The 23,364-nt window shown below is 73.2% G+C and carries 26 protein-coding genes; 17 read left to right on the top strand and 9 right to left on the bottom strand.

The window, feature by feature from the left end:
- The first annotated feature begins 37 nt into the window (after window positions 1-37).
- Together BOQ63_RS15795 and BOQ63_RS15790 are read left to right on the top strand one after the other, a co-directional pair.
- On the top strand, window positions 38-964 hold the full coding sequence (locus BOQ63_RS15795) for a Wzz/FepE/Etk N-terminal domain-containing protein (RefSeq protein WP_150475928.1): 927 nt from the start codon (window positions 38-40) through the stop codon (window positions 962-964).
- Entirely contained in the window at window positions 961-2,121 is a 1,161-nt protein-coding gene (locus BOQ63_RS15790; protein ID WP_051746967.1) for a GNAT family N-acetyltransferase, read from the top strand. Before BOQ63_RS15795 ends, BOQ63_RS15790 begins: the two co-directional genes overlap by 4 nt.
- A 7-nt stretch (window positions 2,122-2,128) precedes the next feature.
- On the opposite strand, the gene BOQ63_RS15785 is transcribed toward BOQ63_RS15790, so the two are convergent.
- Window positions 2,129-3,343 carry a glycoside hydrolase family 26 protein gene (locus BOQ63_RS15785; protein WP_030285635.1) on the bottom strand — a complete coding sequence of 405 codons (1,215 nt, stop codon included), beginning with the start codon at window positions 3,341-3,343 and terminating at the stop codon, window positions 2,129-2,131.
- A gap of 368 nt (window positions 3,344-3,711) precedes the next feature.
- Between BOQ63_RS15785 and BOQ63_RS15780 the strand changes: the two genes are divergently transcribed.
- From BOQ63_RS15780 to BOQ63_RS15740, 9 genes are all read left to right on the top strand, one after another.
- Complete coding sequence (locus BOQ63_RS15780) at window positions 3,712-4,710, top strand: PQQ-binding-like beta-propeller repeat protein (RefSeq protein WP_030285637.1); 999 nt, start codon at window positions 3,712-3,714, stop codon at window positions 4,708-4,710.
- Window positions 4,711-4,953: 243 nt separating this feature from the next.
- Window positions 4,954-6,552 carry an ABC-F family ATP-binding cassette domain-containing protein gene (locus tag BOQ63_RS15775; protein WP_030554603.1) on the top strand — a complete coding sequence of 533 codons (1,599 nt, stop codon included), beginning with the start codon at window positions 4,954-4,956 and terminating at the stop codon, window positions 6,550-6,552.
- Between the two features lie 328 nt (window positions 6,553-6,880).
- Entirely contained in the window at window positions 6,881-7,114 is a 234-nt protein-coding gene (locus BOQ63_RS15770; protein WP_030285640.1) for a helix-turn-helix domain-containing protein, read from the top strand.
- A gap of 230 nt (window positions 7,115-7,344) precedes the next feature.
- Complete coding sequence (locus tag BOQ63_RS15765; RefSeq protein WP_030285642.1) at window positions 7,345-8,151, top strand: enoyl-CoA hydratase/isomerase family protein; 807 nt, start codon at window positions 7,345-7,347, stop codon at window positions 8,149-8,151.
- A gap of 167 nt (window positions 8,152-8,318) precedes the next feature.
- On the top strand, window positions 8,319-8,858 hold the full coding sequence (locus BOQ63_RS15760; RefSeq protein WP_223885946.1) for an Asp23/Gls24 family envelope stress response protein: 540 nt from the start codon (window positions 8,319-8,321) through the stop codon (window positions 8,856-8,858).
- Window positions 8,859-8,885: 27 nt separating this feature from the next.
- A complete protein-coding gene (locus tag BOQ63_RS15755) occupies window positions 8,886-9,077 on the top strand; it encodes a hypothetical protein (RefSeq protein WP_030285647.1) in 192 nt (63 codons plus the stop codon).
- Entirely contained in the window at window positions 9,077-9,430 is a 354-nt protein-coding gene (locus BOQ63_RS15750; protein ID WP_030554601.1) for an Asp23/Gls24 family envelope stress response protein, read from the top strand. The genes BOQ63_RS15755 and BOQ63_RS15750 overlap by 1 nt, the downstream gene beginning before the upstream one ends.
- Window positions 9,427-10,053 carry a DUF6286 domain-containing protein gene (locus tag BOQ63_RS15745; RefSeq protein WP_191093567.1) on the top strand — a complete coding sequence of 209 codons (627 nt, stop codon included), beginning with the start codon at window positions 9,427-9,429 and terminating at the stop codon, window positions 10,051-10,053. Before BOQ63_RS15750 ends, BOQ63_RS15745 begins: the two co-directional genes overlap by 4 nt.
- Entirely contained in the window at window positions 10,050-10,682 is a 633-nt protein-coding gene (locus tag BOQ63_RS15740; protein WP_051746969.1) for an Asp23/Gls24 family envelope stress response protein, read from the top strand. The genes BOQ63_RS15745 and BOQ63_RS15740 overlap by 4 nt, the downstream gene beginning before the upstream one ends.
- Window position 10,683: 1 nt before the next feature.
- Here BOQ63_RS15740 and BOQ63_RS15735 read toward each other — a convergent pair whose 3' ends face one another.
- A complete protein-coding gene (locus BOQ63_RS15735; protein ID WP_030554596.1) occupies window positions 10,684-11,445 on the bottom strand; it encodes an SDR family oxidoreductase in 762 nt (253 codons plus the stop codon).
- A 109-nt stretch (window positions 11,446-11,554) separates the two neighbouring features.
- Between BOQ63_RS15735 and BOQ63_RS15730 the strand changes: the two genes are divergently transcribed.
- Together BOQ63_RS15730 and trxA are read left to right on the top strand one after the other, a co-directional pair.
- Entirely contained in the window at window positions 11,555-11,962 is a 408-nt protein-coding gene (locus BOQ63_RS15730; RefSeq protein WP_030285664.1) for a MerR family transcriptional regulator, read from the top strand.
- Between the two features lie 3 nt (window positions 11,963-11,965).
- Window positions 11,966-12,298, top strand: a complete 333-nt coding sequence (trxA, locus tag BOQ63_RS15725; protein WP_030285666.1) for a thioredoxin — start codon at window positions 11,966-11,968, stop codon at window positions 12,296-12,298.
- Between the two features lie 42 nt (window positions 12,299-12,340).
- On the opposite strand, the gene BOQ63_RS15720 is transcribed toward trxA, so the two are convergent.
- Together BOQ63_RS15720 and BOQ63_RS15715 are read right to left on the bottom strand one after the other, a co-directional pair.
- Entirely contained in the window at window positions 12,341-13,144 is an 804-nt protein-coding gene (locus tag BOQ63_RS15720) for an SURF1 family cytochrome oxidase biogenesis protein (protein WP_072654491.1), read from the bottom strand.
- Between the two features lie 31 nt (window positions 13,145-13,175).
- Window positions 13,176-14,171, bottom strand: a complete 996-nt coding sequence (locus tag BOQ63_RS15715) for a DEDDh family exonuclease (protein ID WP_078867405.1) — start codon at window positions 14,169-14,171, stop codon at window positions 13,176-13,178.
- Between the two features lie 145 nt (window positions 14,172-14,316).
- On the opposite strand from BOQ63_RS15715, the gene BOQ63_RS15710 reads away from it, so the two are divergent.
- The 4 genes from BOQ63_RS15710 to moaA all read left to right on the top strand — a co-directional run bounded on the left by BOQ63_RS15710 (window position 14,317) and on the right by moaA (window position 18,670).
- Window positions 14,317-15,360: a zinc-dependent alcohol dehydrogenase family protein gene (locus BOQ63_RS15710; RefSeq protein ID WP_030285672.1), complete on the top strand. Its 1,044-nt coding sequence runs from the start codon at window positions 14,317-14,319 to the stop codon at window positions 15,358-15,360.
- 261 nt (window positions 15,361-15,621) lie between these two features.
- Window positions 15,622-15,978, top strand: coding sequence for a DUF485 domain-containing protein (locus BOQ63_RS15705; RefSeq protein WP_030285674.1), 357 nt, complete (start codon window positions 15,622-15,624; stop codon window positions 15,976-15,978).
- The gene (locus BOQ63_RS15700; RefSeq protein WP_030285676.1) at window positions 15,975-17,582 is read left to right on the top strand and encodes a monocarboxylic acid transporter; all 1,608 of its coding nucleotides are present in this window, start codon (window positions 15,975-15,977) and stop codon (window positions 17,580-17,582) included. Before BOQ63_RS15705 ends, BOQ63_RS15700 begins: the two co-directional genes overlap by 4 nt.
- A gap of 98 nt (window positions 17,583-17,680) precedes the next feature.
- A complete protein-coding gene (gene moaA, locus BOQ63_RS15695) occupies window positions 17,681-18,670 on the top strand; it encodes a GTP 3',8-cyclase MoaA (RefSeq protein ID WP_072654490.1) in 990 nt (329 codons plus the stop codon).
- Here moaA and BOQ63_RS15690 read toward each other — a convergent pair.
- The 5 genes from BOQ63_RS15690 to BOQ63_RS15670 form a co-directional block, all read right to left on the bottom strand.
- Window positions 18,667-18,885 (bottom strand): hypothetical protein, encoded by a 219-nt coding sequence (locus tag BOQ63_RS15690; protein WP_030285680.1) that lies wholly within the window; start codon window positions 18,883-18,885, stop codon window positions 18,667-18,669. The genes moaA and BOQ63_RS15690 overlap by 4 nt on opposite strands.
- 279 nt (window positions 18,886-19,164) lie before the next feature.
- Entirely contained in the window at window positions 19,165-19,548 is a 384-nt protein-coding gene (locus BOQ63_RS15685; protein WP_030285682.1) for a DUF3099 domain-containing protein, read from the bottom strand.
- Window positions 19,549-19,693: 145 nt separating this feature from the next.
- Window positions 19,694-20,242 carry an RNA 2'-phosphotransferase gene (locus tag BOQ63_RS15680; protein WP_030285684.1) on the bottom strand — a complete coding sequence of 183 codons (549 nt, stop codon included), beginning with the start codon at window positions 20,240-20,242 and terminating at the stop codon, window positions 19,694-19,696.
- Window positions 20,243-20,275: 33 nt separating this feature from the next.
- Window positions 20,276-21,673, bottom strand: coding sequence for a metallopeptidase TldD-related protein (locus BOQ63_RS15675; protein ID WP_033350644.1), 1,398 nt, complete (start codon window positions 21,671-21,673; stop codon window positions 20,276-20,278).
- Window positions 21,673-23,235, bottom strand: coding sequence for a TldD/PmbA family protein (locus BOQ63_RS15670; protein WP_435820374.1), 1,563 nt, complete (start codon window positions 23,233-23,235; stop codon window positions 21,673-21,675). Before BOQ63_RS15670 ends, BOQ63_RS15675 begins: the two co-directional genes overlap by 1 nt.
- Between the last annotated feature and the right edge of the window lie 129 nt (window positions 23,236-23,364).

Genomic DNA, 23,364 nt, shown 5'->3' with positions numbered 1-23,364 from the left:
GCCGGTACCGCCGTCCCAGACCCAAGGAGTCACACCCATGACCACACCGCGCAGGAGCGCCCGCCACCTGGTGCGCCGCTGGTGGCCGGTGGCGCTCGCGGTGCCGCTGGGCGCCGCGGCTGGCGCCGGGTACGCCGTCGTCTCGCCCCCCTCGTACTCGGCCAGCGCCTACGTCCTCGTGGTGCCGCAGAACCCGGGGGAGTCGGGGACCGCGACGAACTTCGCCCAGGCGTACGGGCGGCTCGCGGGCCAGCCCCAGGTGCTAGCGGTCGCGGCCGCCGAGACCGGTCACACCCGGTCCGAGCTGGAGTCGCTGGTGTCCGGGACGACCTCTCCGGACGCGCCGATGATCGAGATCACCGGCACCGGGCCCCGTGGGCAGGAGGCCGCCCGGACCGCCGACGCCGTGGCCCGCTCGCTGGTCGCCTTCGCCAACACCAGCAGCAGGGACACCAATGTGCGGCTGGTGACGCTGGCCCCGGCCGCCGAGCCGGACAAGCCGACCACACCCTCCGCCAAGCTGGACGTCGCGGTCGGCGCCGCGGCCGGGCTGCTGCTCGGGTCGCTGGTGCTGATGACCCGTCGGCGCGGCGGCGCGGCCCGCGACGGGGCAGCGGCCCCTGAGGCCCCTGAGGCTCCGGCGCCGGCCGCGGCGCCTGCCGCGGCACCGGAGGCTGCCGAGCCGGCCGGGGCCGCCCCGGCAGCCGCGGCCCCGGCCACGCCCCGCCCGCGCAGTGCGGCGCAGACCGGCAGGACCCGGCCGAAGACCGAGGCGAGGGGCGACGCGAAGGCGGAGCCCAAGGCCGGGTCCAAGGCCGGGTCCCGGACCGAGGCCAAGGCGGAGTCGACGCCCGCCGCGCGGACCGAGGCGAAGGCCGGCGCCGCAACCGCCCCGGGCGGCAGGCCCGAGGCGGAGCCGAAGCTCCCGGCCGAGGAGAAAACCGCCGCCGGGAGCGGACGGTGAGCACCGAGGCCCGCGCCGCCGGCCTGCCGTCCCGGTCGGCGGCGCCGGTCTGGACCACCGAGCTGCGCCGCGAGGACGACGCCCTCGACACCGTCGCCGAGGAGTGGGACGAACTGGCGGCCCGCTGCCGCACCGCCACGTTCTTCCAGGCCGCTGCCTGGCAGCGCTCCTGGTGGCGCCACTACGGCCGCCCCGGCGCGCTGTTGGTGGTGCTGGTCCGCCGGGACGGCCGGCTGGTCGGCGCCGGCTCCTTCATGCGGCGCCGCGGCCCGTTCGGGGGGCTCACCGGCCTCGGCGCCGGGCTGGTCGACTACGGGGACGTCCTGCTCGACGACGAGTGCGCCGACCGGGCCGCCGCCGAGTTCGCCGCCGCCCTCCCGCTCACCCGCCCCTGGCACTGGCTGGAACTGCGCGAGGTGCACCCCGAGGCCGCGATGCAACGGGTCTACGAGCACTGGCGCGGCTCCCGCCGCCGCCACGAGGACTCGCTGTGCCAGTACCTCCCGGCCGTCCCGATGGAGCGGCTGCTCAAGCGGGTGCCCGGCAAGACCGCCCAGCGCAGCCGGGTGAAACTGCGCAAGATCGCCGAGGCCGGGGTGCGGGTCCGCTCCACCCCGCTGGAGGAGGTGCCGGCCGCCCTGGAGGGGCTGCTGCGGCTGCACTTCCAGCAGTGGCAGAAGCGTGGCGTCACCGCCGAGCACCGCACCGAGCGCTTCGCCCGGCACCTGACCGAGTCCACCGTCGGCCTGGTCGCCACGGGCCGGGCAGCCGTCCACCAGTTCCACCTGGACGGCGAACTGGTCGCGGTCAACCTGCTGCTGCTCTGCCCCTCCTTCGGCGGCCTGTACCTGTACGGCGCCCACCCGGGGCTGCGCGAGCGGCTGGACATCGCCGGGCTGCTGTTCAACGCCGCCCTGGAGGAGACGGTCGGCGCGGACATCCCGGTGCTCGGGCTGCTGCGCGGCCAGGAACCGTACAAGCAGCGCTGGCGGCCGGACCGGCTGTCCAACCAGCGCCTGCTGCTCGGCCCGGCCGGGGTGGCCCCGGCGGCCGCCGCCCGGGCCGGCGCGGTGCGCGCCCGGCGGGCGGCGGCGCACCAGCTGCGCACCCGCTTCCCCCGGCTCAAGGAGGCGCTGCTGGCCCACCGCCGGGCCTGACCGCCGATCAGCGCCGCGACGGCGTCCCGGCCGCGGACGGGCTCGGCGACGCGGCGGCGGTCGCGCTCGCGGTCGCGCCCGGCAGGGCGGGCCGACCCGGCAGGCCCGGCACGGCCGGCACGGTCGGCGGGTTGGGTGCTACGGGCACGACCGGGGCCGGGGGCACCGACGGCAGTACGAGCGGCGCCCCCGGCGAACCGGACATCAGCTGCTTGAACACCGCGGTCGAGCGCGGATTGCTCCGGCACTGGAAGAAGCCGTGCGGGCAGTAGTCGGTGACGGTCTGGTAGGCGGTGTCGTGGGTGCGCATCCAGTCGACCATCCGCCGGACGAACTCGGGGTTGTCGCCGTTGCGGAACAGCCCCCACTCCGGGTACGAGACCGGCTTGCCGCGCCTGGCCGCGAACTCCACCTGGTCCTGGAGGCCGTACGGCTCGCGCACGTAGTCCTCGAAGGTGCTGCCGGCGGGCTGGTCGTAGCTGTCCATGCCGATGATGTCGACCACGTCGTCGCCGGGGTAGCACTTGGTCCACGGGACGGCGTCCAGGCCCCGGTTGGGGGCGAAGTCGAAGCGGAACCGCTGCCCGGGCACCGAGCGCATCACCCCGACGATCCGCCGCCAGTACGCCTTCCAGGCGGTGGGGTCGGGCTTGCAGCGGTGGGTGTAGGTGACGCCGTTCATCTCCCAGCCGAGGGTGATCACGGTGTCCGCGCCGCCGAGCGCCACCAGCCGGCGGGCGAGCCGGACGAAGTGGCTGTCGAAGTCCCCGTGCGCGCCCCGGTCCAGCAGCCGGGCGACCTCGCCGTCCGGCACCTGCGCCTCGTTGGGCACCAGCATCGGCACGCCGAGCACCAGCAGCCGGGACGGGTCGGCCAGCCGCCACTGGGACCACATGCCGAGCACCGCCGGCTCGCCCTCGATGTCCGCCCAGCTGTTGCCCGCCAGATAGGTGTGGCCGACCTGCAGGTTCGCGTTGCCGAGCCACTGGGAGTACTTGCCGATCTGCGGGATGTACCTGTCCCAGGAGCCGACGAAGGCGCCGAACGGTGGCTCGTGCCCGGGCCGGTGCACCGGCGGGCGGGGGGCCGCGCCGCGCGGTTCGAAGGCGTCGGAGGAGAGGGCGTGCCGTTCGGTCTGGCTGAGCGGCGTCCCGGCCGGGACGCCGGCCGTGGCCATCAGCAGCAGAGCGGCGGCTGCCAGCGTCAGGCGACCGATGCGCATGGTCTGTCCTCCGGACGTCGCGGGGGCGGGGCGGGCGGTGGCCAGGTCGACGGACGGTGGCGCCGCGCTCGCCGACAGTAGGCCAGGCGATGGACGGGAAAGCCGAATGTCACCCTAAAGTGGGCGATATTCGAACGCCGTCTGCCACAAGCTCCCTCCGGCCCGGCCGCGTGTATCAGCTCTGTAACGGTCCGGCGGGGCCGACGGGGCCCGCCGCGCAGGGCCCGGCCGACCGACCGGGGAGCCGACGGCGCAGGTGGGCGGGCGGGAGTACGGGACGGGCGCGCACGATCGGGCGTGCGGCGGGCGGGCGGGCCCCGGCGCGATTCCGGCTGACTCGCGCACCCGGTGAAAGGTACGCTCCGGCCGTGTCCTGGAAGCCGCCGCGTGTCCTCACCCCCCGCTCGATCCTGCCTGCCCTGGCGGTGATGCTGGTCCTTGCGGCCGGTGCGGCGGCGCACGCGAACAAGCCGGTGCCGTTCGGCGACCGGGTGGCGGGGCCCGCCGACGCGGACGCGACCCCGGTGAACTCCCAGTCGGTCAGCTCGGCCGACCTGGACCTCAAGGTGGTCGGTCCCGGTCTGGAGGCGTACCACAAGCAGACCGGCGAGCGGGCCTGGACGTACCGTCGCGAGGGCGCCGAGGCGCTCTACCTGGCGATGGCCGGGGACAACGCGATCGTGGTCTGGGACGACGGCCTGGTCACCTCGGTGCGCCCGGGCGACCACGAGGTGCGCTGGCACCGCGCCGTGCCGGGCCTCGCGGACTACCTGCGCGCCGACGGTGATCCGGGAGCGGACAAGCGGACCGACGCCCAGCGCAGGGATACCGCCGTGCAGCGGGCCGAGGCCGCGCTGCACACCGTCCAGCGGGACGGCTCGCCCTGGCTGGCCGTGGTGACGCCGAAACTGACCATGGGCCTGCGCGACGCCGACGGCGACCTGCGCTACAACGACCGGCCCTCCAACGGCTGCCTCTACGACCCGCTGCGCACCGTCCACACCGACTACGCCGTGCTCATCCCGCGCACCTGTACCAACAGCAGCGGGGTGGCCGTCTCCGGTGGCATCACGGGCTACCGGCTGGACAGCAACGGGTGGTCGATGATCACCGGTCCGGCCGCGACGGTGAAGGTGCTGGGCCGCAGCCGGGTGGAGATCACCGACGGTCCGATCGTGCCCCCCAAGGTCTTCGACACCAAGGCGGCGGCCCCCGAGACGGCCTGCTCCAGCGTGGACGCCCCGTTCGCCGCGGTCCGCCCGCAGGGCGGCTGCGCCGACCCGTCGGCGAGCCCGGCGGCGACCGTCCCGCCGACCCCGGCCGCCCCGACGGCGTCGGCCACCGACCAGGCGGCCGCGCAGCAGTAGGGCCGGCCGGTCCGGCAGGATCCGCCGGACGGGCCGCGACCGGAGCCCCCGCGGGTACCCCCGGGTGGTAGTGCCCCGGGGCGTTTCGCGCGGCCCGGTAGACTGGCCGTCATGGCTATCTTCTCCGGGCAATAGCGGGCGGCGGCGCCCAGTTCCACGGCGCCGACCGCCGATGAAGCCCCACTTCCCGCTGCCCGGGCCCGTACCCGGCCGCCCGCCCACGTCCCAGGAGTAGTCCCAGCCATGATTTCCGCCAACGCCCTCGAGCTGCGCGCCGGTGCCCGGATCCTGATCGAGTCCGCGAGCTTCAAGGTCGCCGCCGGCGACCGGATCGGTCTGGTCGGGCGCAACGGCGCCGGCAAGACGACGCTCACCAAGGTGCTGGCCGGCGAGGGTCTGCCCGCCGCCGGTACGGTCACCCGTTCGGGAGAGGTCGGCTACCTCCCGCAGGACCCGCGCACCGGTGACCTGGACGTCCTCGCCAAGGACCGCATCCTCTCCGCCCGCGGCCTCGACACCGTGCTGAAGAAGATGCGCGAGAACGAGGACCGGATGGCCAACGGCAAGGGCGCCACCCGGGACAACGCGATGAAGAAGTACGCGCGCCTGGAGACCGAGTTCCTCACCAAGGGCGGGTACGCCGCCGAGGCCGAGGCCGCCACCATCGCCGCCGCGCTGGGCCTGCCGGACCGCATCCTCGGCCAGCCGCTGCACACCCTCTCCGGTGGTCAGCGCCGCCGCGTCGAGCTGGCCCGGATCCTGTTCTCGGACTCCGACGTGCTGCTGCTCGACGAGCCCACCAACCACCTGGACGCCGACTCGATCGTCTGGCTGCGGGACTTCCTGAAGACCTACAAGGGCGGCTTCATCGTCATCTCGCACGACGTCGACCTGGTCGAGACGGTCGTCAACAAGGTCTTCTACCTGGACGCCAACCGCTCCGCCATCGACGTCTACAACATGGGCTGGAAGCAGTACCAGCAGCAGCGCGAGGACGACGAGAAGCGCCGCAAGCGCGAGCGGGCCAACGCCGAGAAGAAGGCCGCGACCCTGAACGCCCAGGCCGACAAGATGCGTGCCAAGGCGACCAAGACGGTGGCCGCCCAGAACATGGCCCGCCGCGCCGACAAGCTGCTCGCCGGGCTGGAGCAGGTCCGGGCGAACGACAAGGTCGCCAAGCTGCGCTTCCCGGACCCGGCCCCCTGCGGCAAGACCCCGCTGACCGCCAGCGGCCTGTCCAAGTCCTACGGCTCGCTGGAGATCTTCACCGACGTCGACCTGGCGATCGACCGGGGTTCCCGGGTCGTCGTGCTCGGCTTCAACGGCGCCGGCAAGACCACCCTGCTGCGGATGCTGGCCGGGGTGGAGGCGCCGGACACCGGCGAGGTGATCCCGGGTCACGGCCTGAAGATCGGCTACTACGCCCAGGAGCACGAGACGCTCGACGCGGAGCGCAGCGTCCTGGAGAACATGCGTTCTGCCGCGCCGGACACCGACCTGGTGCAGATCCGCAAGATCCTCGGGTCTTTCCTGTTCTCCGGTGACGACGTGGACAAGCCGGCCGGGGTGCTCTCCGGTGGTGAGAAGACCCGTCTGGCCCTGGCGACCCTGGTGGTCTCCTCCGCCAACGTGCTGCTGCTGGACGAGCCCACCAACAACCTCGACCCGGCCAGCCGCGAGGAGATCCTGGGCGCGCTGCGCGAGTTCTCCGGCGCGGTCGTGCTGGTCACCCACGACGAGGGCGCGGTCGAGGCGCTCGACCCGGAGCGGATCATCCTGCTGCCCGACGGGGTGGAGGACCTGTGGAACCCGTCGTACGCCGACCTGGTCTCGCTGGCCTGACCGGGAAGTAGACGCCCCATCCGCTTTTCGGACCAGAAAATCTAGTCCTTTCGGCGTGTCCGGGAATGAAGAAGACCCGGATTCCGTTTAAGCACTTCCTGTCGGCCCGCCACTCGATCGTGGTCGGGCCGACGCTGCTGATCAGCTCTTTCTCGGCACCCGGCGGTACCCGCCCGGGGGCGTGCACGCAGCGTGAGCGCCCTGGTGCGCTCGGATCACCACCGCAGGACCACGCATTTGCGACATCGACCTTGTCGAATGGGTGGCCAGGACGCGGTCGATGGGTGATCATGGGAATCTGACCGAGCAACGCTACGAGGAGGCACGGGTGGCCGAGACTCTGAAAAAGGGCAGCCGGGTGACCGGTGCCGCGCGTGAGAAGCTCGCGGCCGATCTCAAGAAGAAGTACGACTCCGGGGCGAGCATTCGCGCTCTCGCGGAGGAGACCGGTCGTTCGTACGGCTTCGTGCACCGGATGCTGAGCGAGTCCGGAGTGATCCTCCGGGGCCGCGGTGGTGCCACGCGGGGCAAGAACAAGGCGACTGCCGCGGCCGGTTCCTGACGGTCCGTCGGCTTTGAGCTGGATGGCGCGGCGGCAGGACGCCGACCGGGGAGACGACGGCTGACCACGGCCGGGCGTCCGCCCTCGGGTCGAGTGGACCGGCCGCCGATCGTCATGTCCGGATCCCGGGCTCCGCACCCGTTCCGATCTTTCGGGCCAGGGCCCTGCCCGTCCGCTCCCAGGTTTGTTACTCTCCGGTAGCCACGTCCCCCGCCACCGGAGGTTTCCGCATGACCGCCCCCGCCACCGACCCGCAGGCCCCGAGCTGGGAGCGGGACGGCGTCCGCCTGGAGATCGACGGCGAACTCGCCGTCGTCACCCTCTGTCAGCCCAAGCGGCGCAACGCCCAGTCGCCCGCGCTGTGGCGCGCCCTCGCCCAGGCAGGGCGCGAACTGCCCGGCAGCGTGCGGGTGGTGCTGCTGCGCGCCGAGGGCGTCTCCTTCTCGGCCGGGCTGGACCGGGCCATGTTCACCCCCGAGGGCATCCCCGGCGAGCCCACCTTCCTCCAGCTGGCCGGCTCCGCGGACAAGGAGCTGGACGAGGCCATCGCCTCGTACCAGGAGGCCTTCACCTGGTGGCGGCGCGCCGACCTGGTCTCCATCGCGGTCGTCCAGGGCCACGCCGTGGGGGCGGGCTTCCAGCTCGCGCTCGGATGTGACCTGCGGGTGGTCGCCGACGACGTCCAGTTCGCGATGAAGGAGACCTCGCTCGGCCTGGTCCCCGACCTGGCCGGCACCAAGCCGCTGGTCGAACTCGTCGGCTACGCCCGGGCGCTGGAGATCTGCGCGACCGGCCGCTGGGTCGGCGCGGAGGAGGCCGTCGCGACCGGACTGGCCAACCTGGCCGTCTCCGGCGCGGAACTGGACTCCGCCGCCCGGGACCTCGCCGCCGCCCTGCTGGCCGCTCCGCGCGGGGCCGTGATCGAGACCAAGGCGCTGCTCCAGGGCGCCTGCGGCCGGTCGTACGACGAGCAGCGTTCGGCCGAACGGGTGGCACAGGCGCGACGGCTGCGGGAGCTCGCCGGTATCGGCGACTGACCGCCGTTGAGGTGCTGGGAGGCCCGGCCCGGGGAGCACCCCGGTGCCGGGCCTCCCGGCGTTTCCGGACGTTCCCGAGGGCACGCTCGGCGGGCGGGGGTCGTGGCGAAATGCCAGAGTTGGAGAGGTTTGCGATATAGCTGGAGCCGCTACGAGGGAGATGCCCCATGCCTGAAACTCCGACGCCAGCGACCATGCACAAGACCACCGGCGGTGCGACGGCGCCCGGACCGCTCGCCGGTGCCCGACCCGCACCGGGCACGAGCCCGGGCGGCGACGGCGGACGGTCGGCCGGTGAGCGCGGCCGTACGGCTCTGGCCGTCGGCGTGGTGGAGAAGGTCGCCGGGATGGCCGCCCGCGAGGTCTCCGGCATCCACGCGCTGGGCTCCGGCCTGGCCCGCACCTTCGGCGCGATGCGGGACCGGGTGCCCGGCGGCAAGTCCAGCGTCGGGCGCGGGATCAAGGCCGAGATCGGCGAGAAGCAGACCGCGATCGACATCGCCCTGGTGGTGGAGTACGGCGTGGTGATCCCCGAACTCGCCCGCCAGGTGCGGGAGAACATCATCGACGCGGTCGAACGGATGACCGGCCTCGAGGTCGTCGAGGTCAACATCGCCGTCAACGACGTCCACCTCCCGGACGAACCGGAGTTCGAGGAGGAAGAGGAGCAGGTAACGGCACCCGGGCAGCGGCCCAGGCTCAAGTAAAGCCCGGCGAGGACGAGGGAGTAGCGGATGAACCTGGCCATCGTCGGCCTGGTGGTGGGCATGGCCCTCGGCTTCGCCGGGTACTTCGGCGGGTTCGCGGCGTTCCTGCTGGTGGCGGCGCTCGGACTGGTCGGCTTCGTGGCCGGGCGGCTGCTGGAGAGCGACATCGACCTGGGTGACCTCGGCGACCTGCTCCGCGGCCGCGACCGGCGGCGCTGATGGGGACCTCGGTTCCCGCCCCCGCCCCCGCCCCCGGCACGGCCCGCCGGGGGCGGCTCCGGGTCGCCGACCGGGTGTACGCACGGATCGCGGGGAAGGCGGCCCGGGAGGTGCTCGCCGAGGCGTGGGCCGGGCGGTCGGTGAGGGGGGCGCCGCCCCGGGTGACGGTGGCCCGGCCGGGCAGCACGGTGACCGTCCGGGTGGCCGTCGACGCGCCCTTCCCCGCGGACCTCGCGGGCCTCGCCCGGGCCGTACGGGAGCGGGTGGCGACGCGGGTGGTCGGGCTGACCGGGACCAGGGTGTCCGAAGTGGTCGTGGAGGTCGAGAAGTTGGTCGCCGGGGGAGCGTGGTGAGCCGGGACGGGGAGCGGACCGACCCCGGGGCCGGCTCGGTGCGGAAGGCGCCCCGGCTGTGGGCGGGGCGGGCGGCTACGGCGGCGATGGTCGCCACGGTGGTGCTGGTGGTGGCGGGGGCGCTGCTGTACGACGTGGTCGCGGTGCGGGCCGGGCAGCCGGCCCGGCGGTGGCGGGCGCAGGTCGCGGACGAGCTGGCCACGCGTCACCTGGACGACGTGTGGGTGCTGCTCGGGGCCGGGGTCTCGGTCCTTCTGGGCGGCTGGCTGCTGTGGCTGGCGATCACTCCCGGGCTTCGGCGGTGGCTGGTGCTGCGGCCGTACGGGGGGACGGACGCGGCGATCGAGCGGGCCGGGATCGGGCACCTGCTGGCGGACCGGGCCGCCGGGCTGAGGGGCATCGACCACCTGCGGATCAGGGTCGGGCGGCGGCGGGTGCGGGTGTCGGTGAGCGGGCCGGTGGATCCGGCGGTGGTGCAGCGGCAGCTGCGGGAGGAACTGGGACGGGTCGGCCTGGCGCGGCCGCTGCGGCTGGACGTGCGGTCCTGGCGCGGGGCGGCCGGAGGGGTGGCCGACGGGGCACCCGATCAGCCGGACGACCGGGCGGGGGAGGCGGCGGGGTGAGGCGGACGGTCGTCAACCGGGTGCTGCTGGGGCTGGTGGGGTCGGTGCTGCTGGGGGTCGGGGTGCTGGTGCTGGCGGGCGGACTGGACCTGTACCGGCGGCTGGGTGTCCATCCGCCGGGCTGGTGGCCGCTGACCTCGCCGGACCAGCCGGTGCTCAGCGCGCGCTCCCGGAGGCGTTGGGTGGAGTCCTCCTGGTGGTGGCCGACGGTGATCGGCGCGCTGGCGGTGCTGGTGGCGGGGATGGCGTGGTGGCTGGTCGCGCAGCTGCGGCGGACCGGTCTGCACCGGATCGACGTGCCGACTCCGGGGGCGGGCGGACTGCGGCTGAAGGTGAGCGCCCGGGCGCTGGAGGAGGCGCTGGAGCACGGCACGTCGGTGCTGCCGGAGGTCGAGCGGGCCGGGGTGCGTTTGGTGCGGGCTCCCGGACACCCCCGGCTGCGCGGGGCCGTACGGCTGACACCGGGCGGGGATCCGGTGGGGCTGGTGGAGCACTTCGAGGACGGCCCGCGGGTGGACGCCGTCCGCAGCCTGGGGCTGGCGGAACTGCCGGCCGACCTGCGGATCCGGGTGCGGGAGGCCCCCGCCGAGCGGCGGCGGGGTCGGCGGAGGCACCGTCAGCTGGAGTAGCTCAGAGGGAGCGGAGAGCACCACCGTCGACGGGGACCATCACGCCGGTCAGGTAGGAGGCGGCGGGGGAGAGCAGGAACGCGGCGACCCTGCCGAACTCCTGGGGGGTGCCGTAGCGGCGGAGCGGGATGGTCGCGCCGGCCTCGGCGCGGGCGGCCGCCGGGTCGGGGGCGAGCGCGTCGAGTTCGCGGACCCGGTCGGTGTCGATCCGTCCCGGGAGCAGGCCGAGAACCCGGATGCCGCGCGGGCCGAGCTCGTCGGCGAGGGACTTGGCGGCCATGGCGAGGCCGGGGCGCAGGCCGTTGGAGATGCCGAGGCCGGGGATCGGCTGGCGGACCGAGCTGGAGAGCACGAAGCCGATCACGCCGCCGGAGGGCAGGGCGGCGGCCGCGGTGCGGGCGAGGCGCAGCGCGCCGAGGAAGACGGACTCGAAGGCGTCGCGCCAGGCGGACTCGGGGGTGGTCTCGACCGGGCCGGCCTGGGGGCCGCCGACGCTGATCAGGATGCCGTCGAAGCGGCCGAAGCGCTCGTTCGCCTCGGCGATCAGGCGGTCGGCGGTGTCCGGGCCGGCGTTGTCGGCGACCAGGCCGTGGGCGGTGCCGAGGGCGGCGAGCTCGGTGACGGCAGCGTCGACGGCATCCTGGGTGCGGCCGCTGACGAGCACATGGGCGCCTTCGGCGACGAGTTCGCGGGCGGTGGCGAGGCCGAGGCCCCGGGTGGCGCCGGTGACGACGTAGGCCTTGTTCTTCAGTCCGAGATCCATGGGGACATCTTGCCGGACAGGATCCGGGCCGCCCGCGGATTCGCACTGGCGTTGACGTCGGGGGGAAGGTTTACGGTCGGTACCGGCTGTTCGGGAGGAGTGGTTCGGCGTGCGGATCGGGGAGTTGGCGGAGCGGGCGGGGACGACCACGCGGGCGTTGCGGTACTACGAGCAGTTGGGACTGTTGCCGGCCCGGCGGGCGGGCAACGGGTACCGGGCGTACGACGAGGGGGACCTCCGGCTGCTGCGGGAGATCCGGATGCTCCAGGACTTCGGCTTCGGGCTGGAGGAGACCCGGCCGTTCGTGGAGTGCCTGCGGGCCGGGCACCCGGACGGGGATTCCTGCCCGGCCTCGCTGGAGGTCTACCGGCGCAAGCTCGCCGAGCTGGACGAGTGCATCGGGCGGCTCCAGGAGGTGCGCGAGCAGGTGGCCGGGCAGTTCGCCCGGGCCGTCCGGGCGCGGGACGACCTCGCGGTCGCCGAGCAGCCGCCCCAGTGTGAACTGACGGAGGAGTAGACGATGGTACGGATCGCGGGTGTGCCGGCGGTGACGGACGAGACCTTCGCCGCGGAGGTGCTGGCGGCCGAGGGGCCGGTGCTGGTCGACTTCACGGCGGACTGGTGCCCGCCGTGCCGGATGATGGCGCCGGTGCTGGCGGACGTCGCGCGGGAGGAGGCCCACCGCCTGCGGGTGGTGAGCGTCGACGTGGACCACAACCCCCGGACCCAGGCGGCGTACGGGGTGCTGTCGATGCCGACGCTGATGGTGTTCCGGGACGGCCGGCCGGTGCGGTCGGTGGTGGGTGCCCGGGCGAAGGCGCGGCTGCTGCGGGAGCTGGAGGACGTCCTCTAGTCCTGCTGCAGTACCAGGACGTCCTCCAGCGCCGCCGGGCCCTCAGGCGGGCAGGGCGTCGAGCTCGACCTCGGGCTCGGCGGCCTGCTTGGCGCGGTCCTTGGCCTCGCGGCGGATGAGGACCCAGACGCCGACCGGGATCATCGCGGTGAACAGCCACCACTGGATGGCGTAGGCCATGTGAGGGCCGATGTCCGAGTGGTCGGGCGCGGGGATCAGCTCGGGCTGGTCGGCCGGGGCCGGGTTGGTGGCGGTCAGCTCCAGGTAGCCGCCGAGGAGGGTGGTGCCGGTCTCCTTCGACTGCTGTTCGGTGTTGATCAGGTTGAACTGGCGGGCGGGGAGGCCGGCCCGGTCCTTGACCCAGCCGCCGCTGCTGCCGGTGGTCTCGTCGGCGCGCAGCCTGCCGGTGAGGGTGACCTCGCCGGCCGGGGCGGCCGGGACGGGCGGGTACTCGGTGGCGCCGTCGCCGGAGGGGACCCAGCCGCGGTTGACCAGGACGGTGCCCTTGCCGTCGGAGAGCTTCAGCGGGGTGACGACGAAGTAGCCGAGGGTGCCGTTGGAGTCGGTCCGCTTGCGGACCACGAACTCGTGTGCCGGGTCGTACTGCCCGGTGGCCGTCACGGCGTGCCAGGTGAGGGCGGAGGGCGCCGCGGCGCCGGGGGCCGCGGACAGGCTGTCGAAGGGCACCGGTGATGCCGTCAGGGCCTTGCCGATCAGCTCGTTCCGGGCCACCCGCGCCTCATGGCGGTGCAGCTGCCAGAAGCCCAGCTTGATCGTCGCGGGGATCAGCAGCAGCCCGACAAGCATGGTGATCAGCCACTGGCGGGTCAGCAGAAATCGGTACACATGGGAACGGTACGCCGACCTCACAACCGGCTCACGCACCGGGGTGCGGGGCGACCTCGCGCAGCAGCTGGAGGAAGGCGTCCTCGGTGACGACGGGGGTGCCGACGTCGCGGGCCTTGCGGGCCTTGCCGCTCCAGCTGGCCGGCTCGTTGGTGACCAGCAGGCTGGTGAGCCGGCTGACCGAGGTGGCGATGTGCAGGCCGGCCTCCACGGCGCGGTCCTCCAGCACCTCGCGGTCGGTGGCGGTGTCGCCGGTGAAGGCCACCCGCATGCCCTGGACCAGCGGCTTGCCGTCCTCCCAGCGACCCGGGTTTGGGTACGGGCAGGGCGGGCGCTTCTTGGCCTGGCGGTACTGGGAGCCGGTCCAGTTGCTGCGGCCGGGGGTGGCGGGCTCCTCCTCGCCGAGGTCGGTGACCGCGACGCAGGTCTGCAGCGGCAGCGGGACGCCGGTCAGGCGGGCCAGCTGGAGGCTGGGGCGGAACGCCTCGGCGAGCACCCGGGCGTCGTCCAGGGCGTTGTGGGCGTGGCGCTGCTGGACGCCGAAGTGGGCGGCGAGCGAGGCGAGCTTGCCGTTGGGCAGCGGGAGGCGCAGGTCGCGGGAGAGCACCATGGTGCACACCCGCTGTTCGACCGGGGCGCGGCGGCCGGCCCGGGAGAACTCGCGGGAGATCATGTTCCAGTCGAAGAGCGCGTTGTGCGCGACCAGCACGCGGTTCTCCAGGCGTGCGGCGAACTCGTCGGCGATCTCGGGGAAGGTGGGCGCGCCGGAGAGCAACTCGGCGGTGAGGCCGTGGATCCAGACCGGGCCCGGGTCCCGCTCGGGGTTGACCAGGGTGTACCAGTGGTCGGTGACCTCGCCGTCGTGGTCCAGCTGGTAGACGCCCGCCGAGATGACGCGGTCGGAGCGGCCGAGACCGGTGGTCTCGACGTCGACGACCGCGAAGCCCTCGGCGGGGGCGGCGGAGCGCTGGGCGGGGACCGGGGCGGTCCGCGGCGCGCCGTACGTCTCGGGCTGGATCGGTTGCATGGTCCAACAGGATAAGGGGCGAGCTGCCGGGGTCCGGTCGAAATGTTCCGGTCGGACGGCCGGAATAGAGTGGTCGGCGGGGGTGTCGTACATCTGGTCGAGATCGTTTCCGGCCGCCCGGTCGGATTTGTGTGAGGAAGAACGCATGCGCGCCACGGTGATCCACGGACCGAACGACATCCGGATCGAAGAGGTACCGGACCCGGTGATCCAGCACCCGACGGACGTGGTGCTGCGGGTGGTGAACGCCTGCATCTGCGGCAGCGACCTGTGGGCCTACCGCGGGGTGGCGGAGCGGGTGGCCGGGCAGCGGATCGGGCACGAGTTCCTGGGCGTGGTCGAGGAGGTCGGCGCCGAGGTCCGCGGCTTCACGAAGGGCGACCTGGTGGTCGCCCCCTTCGTCTGGTCGGACGGCGTCTGTGAGTTCTGTCTCGAAGGGCTGCAGACGTCCTGCCCGCACGGCGGGTTCTGGGGGCAGGTCGGCTCGGACGGCGGCCAGGGCGAGGCGGTCCGGGTGCCGTTCGCGGACGGGACGCTGGTGAAGCTGCCCAAGGAAGCGGCGGGTGACGAGAAACTGCTGCCGGGGCTGCTGGCGCTGTCCGACGTGATGTCCACCGGGCACCACGCCGCCGTGTCGGCGCGGGTGCGCCCGGGCGCGACGGTCGCGGTGGTCGGCGACGGCGCGGTGGGCCTGTGCGGCGTGCTGGCGGCCAACCGGCTGGGCGCGGGCCGGATCATCGCGCTGGGCCGGCACCCTGCCCGGACCGAGCTGGCCCGCCGCTTCGGGGCGACGGACGTGGTGGCCGAGCGCGGCGAGGCCGCGATCGAGGCGGTGAAGGAGCTGACCGGCGGGCTGGGCGCGCACGCGGTGCTGGAGGCGGTGGGCACCGAGGAGTCGATGCGGACGGCGATCTCGATCACCCGGGACGGCGGCGCGGTCGGCTACGTGGGTGTGCCGCACGGCGGCAGTGCGGGCGTCGACATCGGTCAGATGTTCGGCCGAAACGTTTCGCTCAACGGTGGCGTCGCGCCGGCCCGTGCGTACATTCCCGAGCTCCTTCCGGACGTGCTCTCGGGAGCGATCGAGCCCGGCCTGGTGTTCGACCGGACGGTTGGCCTGGACGGCGTGCCGGACGGCTACCGGGCGATGGACGACCGCTCCGCGCTGAAGGTCCGGATCGCGTTCTGACGCTTCGTCAACAGGGGCGGCGCCGTTGGACGGTGCCGCCCCTTTTCGGTCGCCGGGGCCGGATCCATGAGTGACGGGAGAGATGTTTTTCAGCCAATTGGATGATGCGAGGGGGTGAACGACCGGCCGATCGCGGCCAACCCCTTCCGGGGCGGGCGCGACGCTCCTAGCATTGCGCGGCGCACACGAGGAATGTGACGCCCCTCACGTTCGATTCTTTCCCTCGTGTGGCCGCCACTGCCGAAGGAGTGAGGAGACAGAGTGGATTCGCCGCCGATCACCACTGCCGCCACGGACGTCCAACTCATCGACGACAGCGAGGAGTTCCGTACCCTGCGGCGCTCGTTCCGGAGCTTCGCCTTCCCGGTCACCATCGGCTTCGTGCTCTGGTACCTGCTCTACGTCCTGCTCTCCTGCTACGCCCCCGGTCTGATGGGCACCAAGGTCCTCGGGCACGTCAACGTGGCCCTGGTGCTCGGGCTGCTGCAGTTCGCCACCACCTTCGTCATCGCCGGCTGGTACGCCCGCTACGCGGACCGGCGGATCGACCCGCCCGCCGCCGCGATCCGCGAGGCCCACGGTGCCGTCGTCCACGCCCCCCGGGAGGCCGCCGAATGACCTTGCTCGCCAGCTCCGCCACCGAGCACCGCGGCCTGACGATGGCCCTGTTCGGACTCTTCGTGCTGACGACCCTGGCCATCACCCTGTGGGCCGGGCGGCAGAACCGCAGCGCCGCCGACTTCTATGCGGGCGGCCGCGGGTTCACCGGCTTCCAGAACGGCCTGGCCATCTCCGGCGACTACATGTCCGCCGCCTCCTTCCTCGGCATCGCCGGCACCATCGCACTGGCCGGGTACGACGGCTTCCTGTACTCGATCGGCTTCCTGGTCGCCTGGCTGGTCGCGCTGCTGCTGATCGCCGAGCCGCTGCGCAACTCCGGCCGGTTCACCATGGCGGACGTGCTGGCCTTCCGGATGCGACAGCGCCCGGTGCGCACCGCCGCCGGCGTGTCCACCATCGTGGTGTCGATCTTCTACCTGCTGGCCCAGATGGTCGGCGCCGGGACGCTGGTGGCCCTGCTGCTCGGGGTCGAGGGGAACGCCGCCAAGCGCTGGACAGTCGTCGCGGTCGGCGCGCTGATGATCATCTACGTGGTGATAGGAGGCATGAAGGGCACCACCTGGGTGCAGATCGTCAAGGCGGTGCTGCTGATCGCCGGTGCCGCGCTGATGACCGTCCTGGTGCTGGCCAAGTACCACTTCAACCCCTCCGAGCTGCTCGGCGCGGCGGCGAGCGCCAGCGGCAAGGGCGAGGCCTTCCTCCAACCCGGGCAGAAGTACGGCACCGGCACCGCCAAGCTCGACTTCATCAGCCTCGGCATCGCACTGGTCCTCGGCACCGCGGGCCTGCCGCACATCCTGGTCCGCTTCTACACGGTGCCCACGGCCAAGACGGCCCGGAAGTCGGTGCTCTGGGCGATCGGCATCATCGGCGTCTTCTACCTGATGACCCTGGCGCTCGGCTTCGGCGCGGCGGCTCTGGTCGGTTCCAAGCAGATCAAGGCGGCCAACGCGGCCGGCAACACGGCCGCCCCTCAGCTGGCCGAGGCGCTCGGCGGCGGCAGCGGCAGCACCGGCGGGGCGATCCTGCTCGCGGTGATCTCGGCGGTCGCCTTCGCCACCATCCTGGCCGTGGTCGCCGGGCTCACCCTGGCCTCCTCGGCTTCCTTCGCGCACGACCTGTACGCCAACGTGATCCGGCGCGGGAAGGCGAGCGAGCGGGAGGAGGTGCGATCGGCCAAGTGGGCGGCCGTCGGGATCGGCGCGGTCTCGATCGTGCTCAGCCTCTACGCGGACAAGCTCAACACCGCCGCCCTGGTCGCACTGGCCTTCGCGGTGGCGGCCTCGGCGAACCTGCCGACACTGCTCTACTCGCTGTTCTGGAAGCGCTTCACCACCACCGGCGCGGTCAGCTCGGTCTACGCCGGGTTGGTCGGCTCGGTGCTGCTGGTGGTCTTCTCCCCGGTGGTCTCGGGCAAGGCGACCTCGCTCTTCCCGCACTCCGACTTCCACTGGTTCCCGCTGGAGAACCCCGGCCTGGTCTCCATCCCGATCGGATTCCTGGCCGGGTGGCTGGGCACCCTCCTGTCCAGGGAACGTCCCGACCCGGCGAAGTACGCTGAACTCGAGGTCCGCTCGCTCACCGGGCTGGGCGCCCACTGATCGTCACGGCATGACTATGCTGGCCCGGCCCCGCCGCGACGGTGGCCGGGCCGGCCGCTTTCCAGGGGAATCGGCCGCTCTTCGGGAAGGGAAGCGACGTGCTGCTCGACACCTTCGGACGACAGGCCGTCGACCTGCGCGTCTCCCTGACCGACCGGTGCAACCTCCGCTGCACGTACTGCATGCCGGAGGAGGGCCTGCAGTGGCTGGCCAAGCCCGACCTGCTGACCGACGAGGAGATCGTCCGGCTGGTCACCCTGGCCGTGCGCGACCTAGGCGTGCGCGAGGTCCGCTTCACCGGCGGCGAGCCGCTGCTGCGCCCCGGACTGGCCGCGATCGTGGCCGCCTGCTCGGAGCTGGAACCGCGCCCCGAGCTGTCGCTGACCACCAACGGCATCGGGCTGGCCCGGACGGCCACCGCGCTGCGCGAGGCCGGGCTCGACCGGGTCAACGTCTCCCTGGACACCCTCGACCCCGAGGTGTTCCTCACCCTCACCCGCCGTAGGCGCCACCAGGACGTGCTGGACGGGCTGGCCGCCGCCGAGGCGGCCGGGCTGGCGCCGGTCAAGCTGAACGCGGTGCTGATGCGCGGGGTCAACGACCACGAGGCGGCCGAACTGCTGGCCTGGTGCCTGGAGCGGGGGTACGAGCTGCGCTTCATCGAGCAGATGCCGCTGGACGCCCAGCACGGCTGGGACCGCTCGTCGATGGTCACCGCCGGCGAGATCCTCGAACTGCTGCGGGCCCGCTTCGAGCTCACCCCGGAGTCCTCCGCGCGCCGGGGCGCGGCGCCCGCCGAGCGCTGGGTGGTGGACGGCGGCCCGGGCCGGGTCGGCGTGATCGCCTCCGTCACCCGCCCGTTCTGCCGGGCCTGCGACCGGACCCGGCTGACCGCCGACGGTCAGGTGCGCAACTGCCTCTTCGCGACCGGGGAGACCGACCTGCGCACCGCGCTGCGCTCGGGCGCGGACGACGCGGAGCTGGCCGCGCTGTGGCGGGCGGCGATGTGGGGCAAGAAGGCCGGGGCCGGGATCGACGACCCGGAGTTCCACCAGCCCGAGCGGCCGATGTCGGCGATCGGCGGCTAGCCCTCTTCGGAGGTCCAGTCGGCGAAGGCGACGACCTCCTTCAGGAAGCCGCGCACGCCCAGGAACTGGGACAGGTGCTCGCGGTGCTCCTCGCAGGCGAGCCAGGTCTTGCGGCGGTCCGGGGTGTGCAGCTTCGGGTTGTTCCACACCAGCACCCAACGGGCGTCCGCCCGGCAGCCCTTGGCGGAGCAGATCGGGGTCTGCGGGGTGTCCATCGGGGGCCGTCCTCGGTGCTCGGCGGGTGCGTCGTCACCGCCAGTCTGTCACGCCGCCGCGCCGCGCCGTCCGGGCCCGCCGGGATCCGGGCATGGCGACGCCGGGCAGCCACGGGGGGAGCCGCCCGGCGTCGGTCCGTCGCTCCGACGGGGGATGCGGAGCGCGTACGCAGTATGTCACGCCGAGACCCTCGGATGGGGAGGTCTTGCATGATTAATCTGAGGTTCTTTTGAGCTTTCGTCCAGTCGATTCGGGCTCAACCGCCGTGAACCGGGCGGTCAGTCCGTGCCCGGTGACGTTCCGGTGCCGGCGGCCTTTGCCTGTTCTGTACCAGCGGCCGCACCAGCCCCACCCGTACCACCCGGGCCGAGCATCAGCGGGGTCTCGGAGGGGAAGTCGAAGGTGCTCGGCAGCGACGGCGGCTGCTCCCGGCCCGCGTTGGCGACCAGTACCGCGAAGTACGGCAGCAGTACGCCGCCCGCCAGCGCCGTGAAGGCGAGCCAGCGCTGGACGTCCCACAGTGCCACCGCGAGCAGCACGCAGAGGGTGCGGATCAGCATCGAGATGACGTAGCGGCGCTGGCGACCCCGGACGTCCTCGGTGAGGCTGCTGCGCGCCCCGGTGATCCGGTAGACCCGCCCGCCTTCGGCGCTCTTGCCCATGTGTCCTACCGCCCTCGTCCACGCACCCGCGCGCCGTGTCGCGCGGCCATCTCACGGTACGCCCGGGCACCGGGGACGACGAGACCGGGTGGGCGGGGCCCACCCGGTCGGGCGTGATAGGAGGGCCGTACGGCTCCACCGGTTGTCAGGAGCGGCGGGAGAGGTACTGCGGGGGTACGGCGTCGGTGAGCCAGACGCCGTTCTCGCTGAGCCGGAACTCGTGGCCGGCCGCCGCCATCGCGGCCGCGTTCACGGTCAGCACCACCGGGCGGCCGTGCCGGGCACCGACCCGGGTCGCGGTCTCGGTGTCCGCCGAGAGGTGCACGTCCTGCCGTGTCATCGGGCGCAGGCCCTCGCGGAAGATCGACGCCAGGTGGCGGTCGGCCGTGCCGTGGTAGAGCACGTGGGGCGGCACGGTGGCGGTCAGACCGAGGTCGACCGCCACCGTGTGGCCCTGGTTGGCGCGGATGGAGAGGCCGTCCGGCGAGAAGCCGAAGCGGCGCTTGTTGTTGGTGGCCACGACGTGGTCGAGCTCGGCCCTGGTGAGCGGCCGGCCCTTCGCCGCGAGGGCGTCGAGCAGGACCTCGACCCGGACCCAGCCGGAGCCGTCCAGCGTGATGCCCACCAGCTCCGGCTCGTGGCGCAGGATGCGCGACAGCATCTTGCTCGATCTGACCAGCCGCTTCTCGTCCATCATGTTCTTCGTTATCCCCCCGTTGGCCAGCGACTATGAGGCCTGGCTGACCGAACTCATGTTGAAGTCCGCGACACGCACGGGTGGCATCGCGGTGCGGGTGAAGTAGTCGCTCCACTCGCGCGGCAGGCAGCGCTCGGTGCGGCCCGCCTCGGTGATCCGGCCGAGCAGGTCGACCGGGGACTCGTTGAACCGGAAGTTGTTCACCGCGCCGACCACTTCGCCGTTCTCCACCAGGTAGACGCCGTCCCGGGTGAGGCCGGTGAGCAGCAGCGTCGCCGGGTCCACCTCGCGGATGTACCAGAGGCAGGTGAGCAGCAGGCCGCGCTCGGTGCGGGCGATCATCTCGTCCAGGGTCGGCGCGGACTCCTGGTCGGCCGTCTCCAGCACCAGGTTGTCGACCGCCGGGCGCAGCGGCAGGCCGGTGAGGCCGGCCGCGTGGCGGCTGGTGATCAGATCGGTCAGCACGCCGTCGCGGATCCAGTCGGTGGCCGTGATCGGCGCGCCGTTGTCGAAGACCGAGACGTCGCCGCCGGAGCTGTGCGCCAGCACGAACGGGGCGGCCTCCAGGCCGGGTTCGTCCGGGGCGGCGCGCAGGGTCAGCGGCAGGCCGGCGAGCTTGTCGCCGAGCCGGGTGCCGCCGCCGGGCTTGGAGAAGACCGTCCGGCCCTCGTGGGCGTCCCGGCCGCCGGAGGACCAGTGGAGGTAGATCATCAGGTCGGCGACGGCCGAGGGCGGCAGCAGCGTCTCGTACCGTCCGGCCGGCAGATCGACCTTGCGGGCGCCCCAGCCGAGGCGCTTGGTGAGCTCGGCGTGCAGGGCCGGGACGTCGATGTCGGTGAAGTCCCGGGTGGCGGCGCCGACCCAGGCCGAGCCGGTGAGGTCGGCCGTCTTGCCGTTGATCTCGACCATGCCGGTGGGCTGGTCGTGGCGCAGCCGCAGGCCGGTGGAGCTGCCGAGGTAGCTGGTGGTGACCTCGTGGCGGGCGAAGCCGTATAGCAGTTCGCCCCGGGCGGCGGCGCGGGCGAAGGCCTCGCCGAGGGCGGGGCCGAAGGCGTCGAACACCTCGATCGAGGTCTCCGCGGGCGGCGCGGTGAAGTCCGGGGACTGCGGCCGGTCGGCGACCAGCGGCTGGGCGTCCTCGGCGGGGCCGGCCGCGCGGGCGGCCTCCTCGGCGGCCCGCACCAGGCCCTCGACGTCCTCGGCGGTGACGGCCTCGCGCGAGACCACGCCGGAGGCGGTGCCCTCGGCGCCGGCGACGGTGGCGATCACGGTGAGGCGGCGGCCGCGGGTGACGCCGTTGGTGGTCAGGGCGTTGCCGGCCCAGCGCAGGTTGGCGGTGGACTCCTCGTCGGCGATCACCACGCAGCCGTCGGTGCGGGAGAGGCCGAGTGCCAGCTCGACGAGTTCGTGGGGCTGCATCGCGGTCATCAGTGACCCGCCTCCTGCTGGGTGTTGAGCACGTTGACGTTGCGGAACAGCGCCGACGGGCAGCCGTGGCTGACCGCCGCGACCTGGCCGGGCTGTGCCTTGCCGCAGTTGAAGGCACCGCCGAGGACGTAGGTCTGCGGGCCGCCGACCGCCGCCATCGAACCCCAGAAGTCGGTGGTGGTGGCCTGGTAGGCGAAGTCCTTGACCTGACCGGCGAGTTCGCCGTTCTTGATGGCGTAGGCGCGCTGGCCGGTGAACTGGAAGTTGTAGCGCTGCATGTCGATCGACCAGGAGCGGTCGCCGACGATGTACAGGCCGTTCTCCACCCCGGCGAACAGGCCCTCGGTGTCGGGACCGTCGGCGGCGGGCCGGAGCGAGACATTGGCCATCCGCTGGACCGGGACGTGCGCGGGGGAGTCCGCGAAGGCGCAGCCGTTGGAGCGCTCGAAGCCCTTCAACTTCGCCATTGCGCGATCGAGTTGGTAGCCGACCAGGACGCCGTCCCGGATCAGGTCCCAGGACTGGGTGGCGACGCCCTCGTCGTCGTAGCCGATGGTGGACAGGCCGTGCTCGGCGGTGCGGTCGCCGGTGACGTGCATCAGGTCGGAGCCGTAGCGGAGGCTGCCGAGCTGGTCGAAGGTGGCGAAGGAGGTGCCGGCGTAGGCGGCCTCGTAGCCGAGCGCGCGGTCCAGCTCGGTGGCGTGGCCGATCGACTCGTGGATGGTCAGCCAGAGGTTGGACGGGTCGATGACCAGGTCGTAGCGGCCGGCCCGGACGCTCGGGGCCTTCATCTTCTCGGCCAGCAGGACGGGCAGTTCGGCGAGCTCCGCGTCCCAGTCCCACTCGCTCCCGGTCAGGTACTCGTACCCGCGGCCGACCGGCGGGGCCAGGGTGCGCATCGAGTCGAAGGCGCCGGTGCGCTCGTCGACCGAGGTGGCCTCCAGGTCGGAGTAGAGCCGGACCCGCTGTTGGGTCGTCATGGTGCCCGCGGTGTCGGCGTAGAACTTGTTCTCCTGCACCGTCAGCAGCGCGGCCTGGACGTGCGAGACGCCCGGGGCGGCCAGCAGCCGGGAGCTGCGCTCGGCGAGCAGGGCGGTCTTCTCGGCGTCCGGCACCTCGAAGGGGTTGACCTCGTACGAGGAGACCCAGGTGACGTCGCGGTGGACCGGCTCGTCGGCCAGCTCGACCCGCTCGGTGGAGCCGGCCGCGCGGCTGATCCCGCCGGAGAGCCGGGCCACCGCGACGGCCTGGGCGGCGACCTCCGCCGCGGCCTCGGGGGTGAGGTCCACCCCGGCGGCGAAGCCCCAGGCGCCGTCCAGCAGCACCCGGACGGCGAAGCCCAGCTGCACGCTGTCGGAGGTGCCGGCCGGGCGGGCGTCGCGCAGACGCCAGGAGGCGCTGCGGACCCGCTCCAGGCGGAAGTCGGCATGGCCGGCGCCCAGTTGACGGGCCCGGGTGAGGGCGGCGTCGGCGAGGGAGCGCAGTGGGAGGGCGAGGAACAGCGGGTCGACGGCGCGCTCGCGCGGGGCGCCGGCGGTGTCGGCCGGAGGGATCGGAGGCAATCGGGCTCCCAGGTCGCGGAGGGTGGCGGTGCGGGCGCCGCAGGGGCGTCCGCACCGCATCATTTCCCGTCCACCGGGTTTCCGGCCAGCGTATTCGGCCCGGTGCGTTGCGGTTTCGGCCAGGGCCCC

Origin of the sequence: Streptomyces viridifaciens (assembly GCF_001888885.2) — a bacterium.
In the GTDB taxonomy this organism is placed as follows: domain Bacteria; phylum Actinomycetota; class Actinomycetes; order Streptomycetales; family Streptomycetaceae; genus Kitasatospora; species Kitasatospora aureofaciens.
The sequence above is the reverse complement of the archived record's forward strand: the minus strand, read 5'-3'. Positions and strand labels throughout refer to the sequence as shown.

Excerpts from the sequence above, each read along its gene's own strand:
- BOQ63_RS15795 (WP_150475928.1), top strand. The coding sequence starts at position 38 with ATGACCACACCGCGCAGGAGCGCCCGCCACCTGGTGCGCCGCTGGTGG.
- BOQ63_RS15785 (WP_030285635.1), bottom strand. The coding sequence starts at position 3,343 with ATGCGCATCGGTCGCCTGACGCTGGCAGCCGCCGCTCTGCTGCTGATG.
- BOQ63_RS15775 (WP_030554603.1), top strand. The coding sequence starts at position 4,954 with ATGATTTCCGCCAACGCCCTCGAGCTGCGCGCCGGTGCCCGGATCCTG.
- BOQ63_RS15765 (WP_030285642.1), top strand. The coding sequence starts at position 7,345 with ATGACCGCCCCCGCCACCGACCCGCAGGCCCCGAGCTGGGAGCGGGAC.
- BOQ63_RS15760 (WP_223885946.1), top strand. The coding sequence starts at position 8,319 with ATGCCTGAAACTCCGACGCCAGCGACCATGCACAAGACCACCGGCGGT.
- BOQ63_RS15755 (WP_030285647.1), top strand. The coding sequence starts at position 8,886 with ATGAACCTGGCCATCGTCGGCCTGGTGGTGGGCATGGCCCTCGGCTTC.
- BOQ63_RS15750 (WP_030554601.1), top strand. The coding sequence starts at position 9,077 with ATGGGGACCTCGGTTCCCGCCCCCGCCCCCGCCCCCGGCACGGCCCGC.
- BOQ63_RS15735 (WP_030554596.1), bottom strand. The coding sequence starts at position 11,445 with ATGGATCTCGGACTGAAGAACAAGGCCTACGTCGTCACCGGCGCCACC.
- trxA (WP_030285666.1), top strand. The coding sequence starts at position 11,966 with ATGGTACGGATCGCGGGTGTGCCGGCGGTGACGGACGAGACCTTCGCC.
- BOQ63_RS15715 (WP_078867405.1), bottom strand. The coding sequence starts at position 14,171 with ATGCAACCGATCCAGCCCGAGACGTACGGCGCGCCGCGGACCGCCCCG.
- BOQ63_RS15710 (WP_030285672.1), top strand. The coding sequence starts at position 14,317 with ATGCGCGCCACGGTGATCCACGGACCGAACGACATCCGGATCGAAGAG.
- BOQ63_RS15700 (WP_030285676.1), top strand. The coding sequence starts at position 15,975 with ATGACCTTGCTCGCCAGCTCCGCCACCGAGCACCGCGGCCTGACGATG.
- BOQ63_RS15690 (WP_030285680.1), bottom strand. The coding sequence starts at position 18,885 with ATGGACACCCCGCAGACCCCGATCTGCTCCGCCAAGGGCTGCCGGGCG.
- BOQ63_RS15685 (WP_030285682.1), bottom strand. The coding sequence starts at position 19,548 with ATGGGCAAGAGCGCCGAAGGCGGGCGGGTCTACCGGATCACCGGGGCG.
- BOQ63_RS15680 (WP_030285684.1), bottom strand. The coding sequence starts at position 20,242 with ATGGACGAGAAGCGGCTGGTCAGATCGAGCAAGATGCTGTCGCGCATC.
- BOQ63_RS15675 (WP_033350644.1), bottom strand. The coding sequence starts at position 21,673 with ATGACCGCGATGCAGCCCCACGAACTCGTCGAGCTGGCACTCGGCCTC.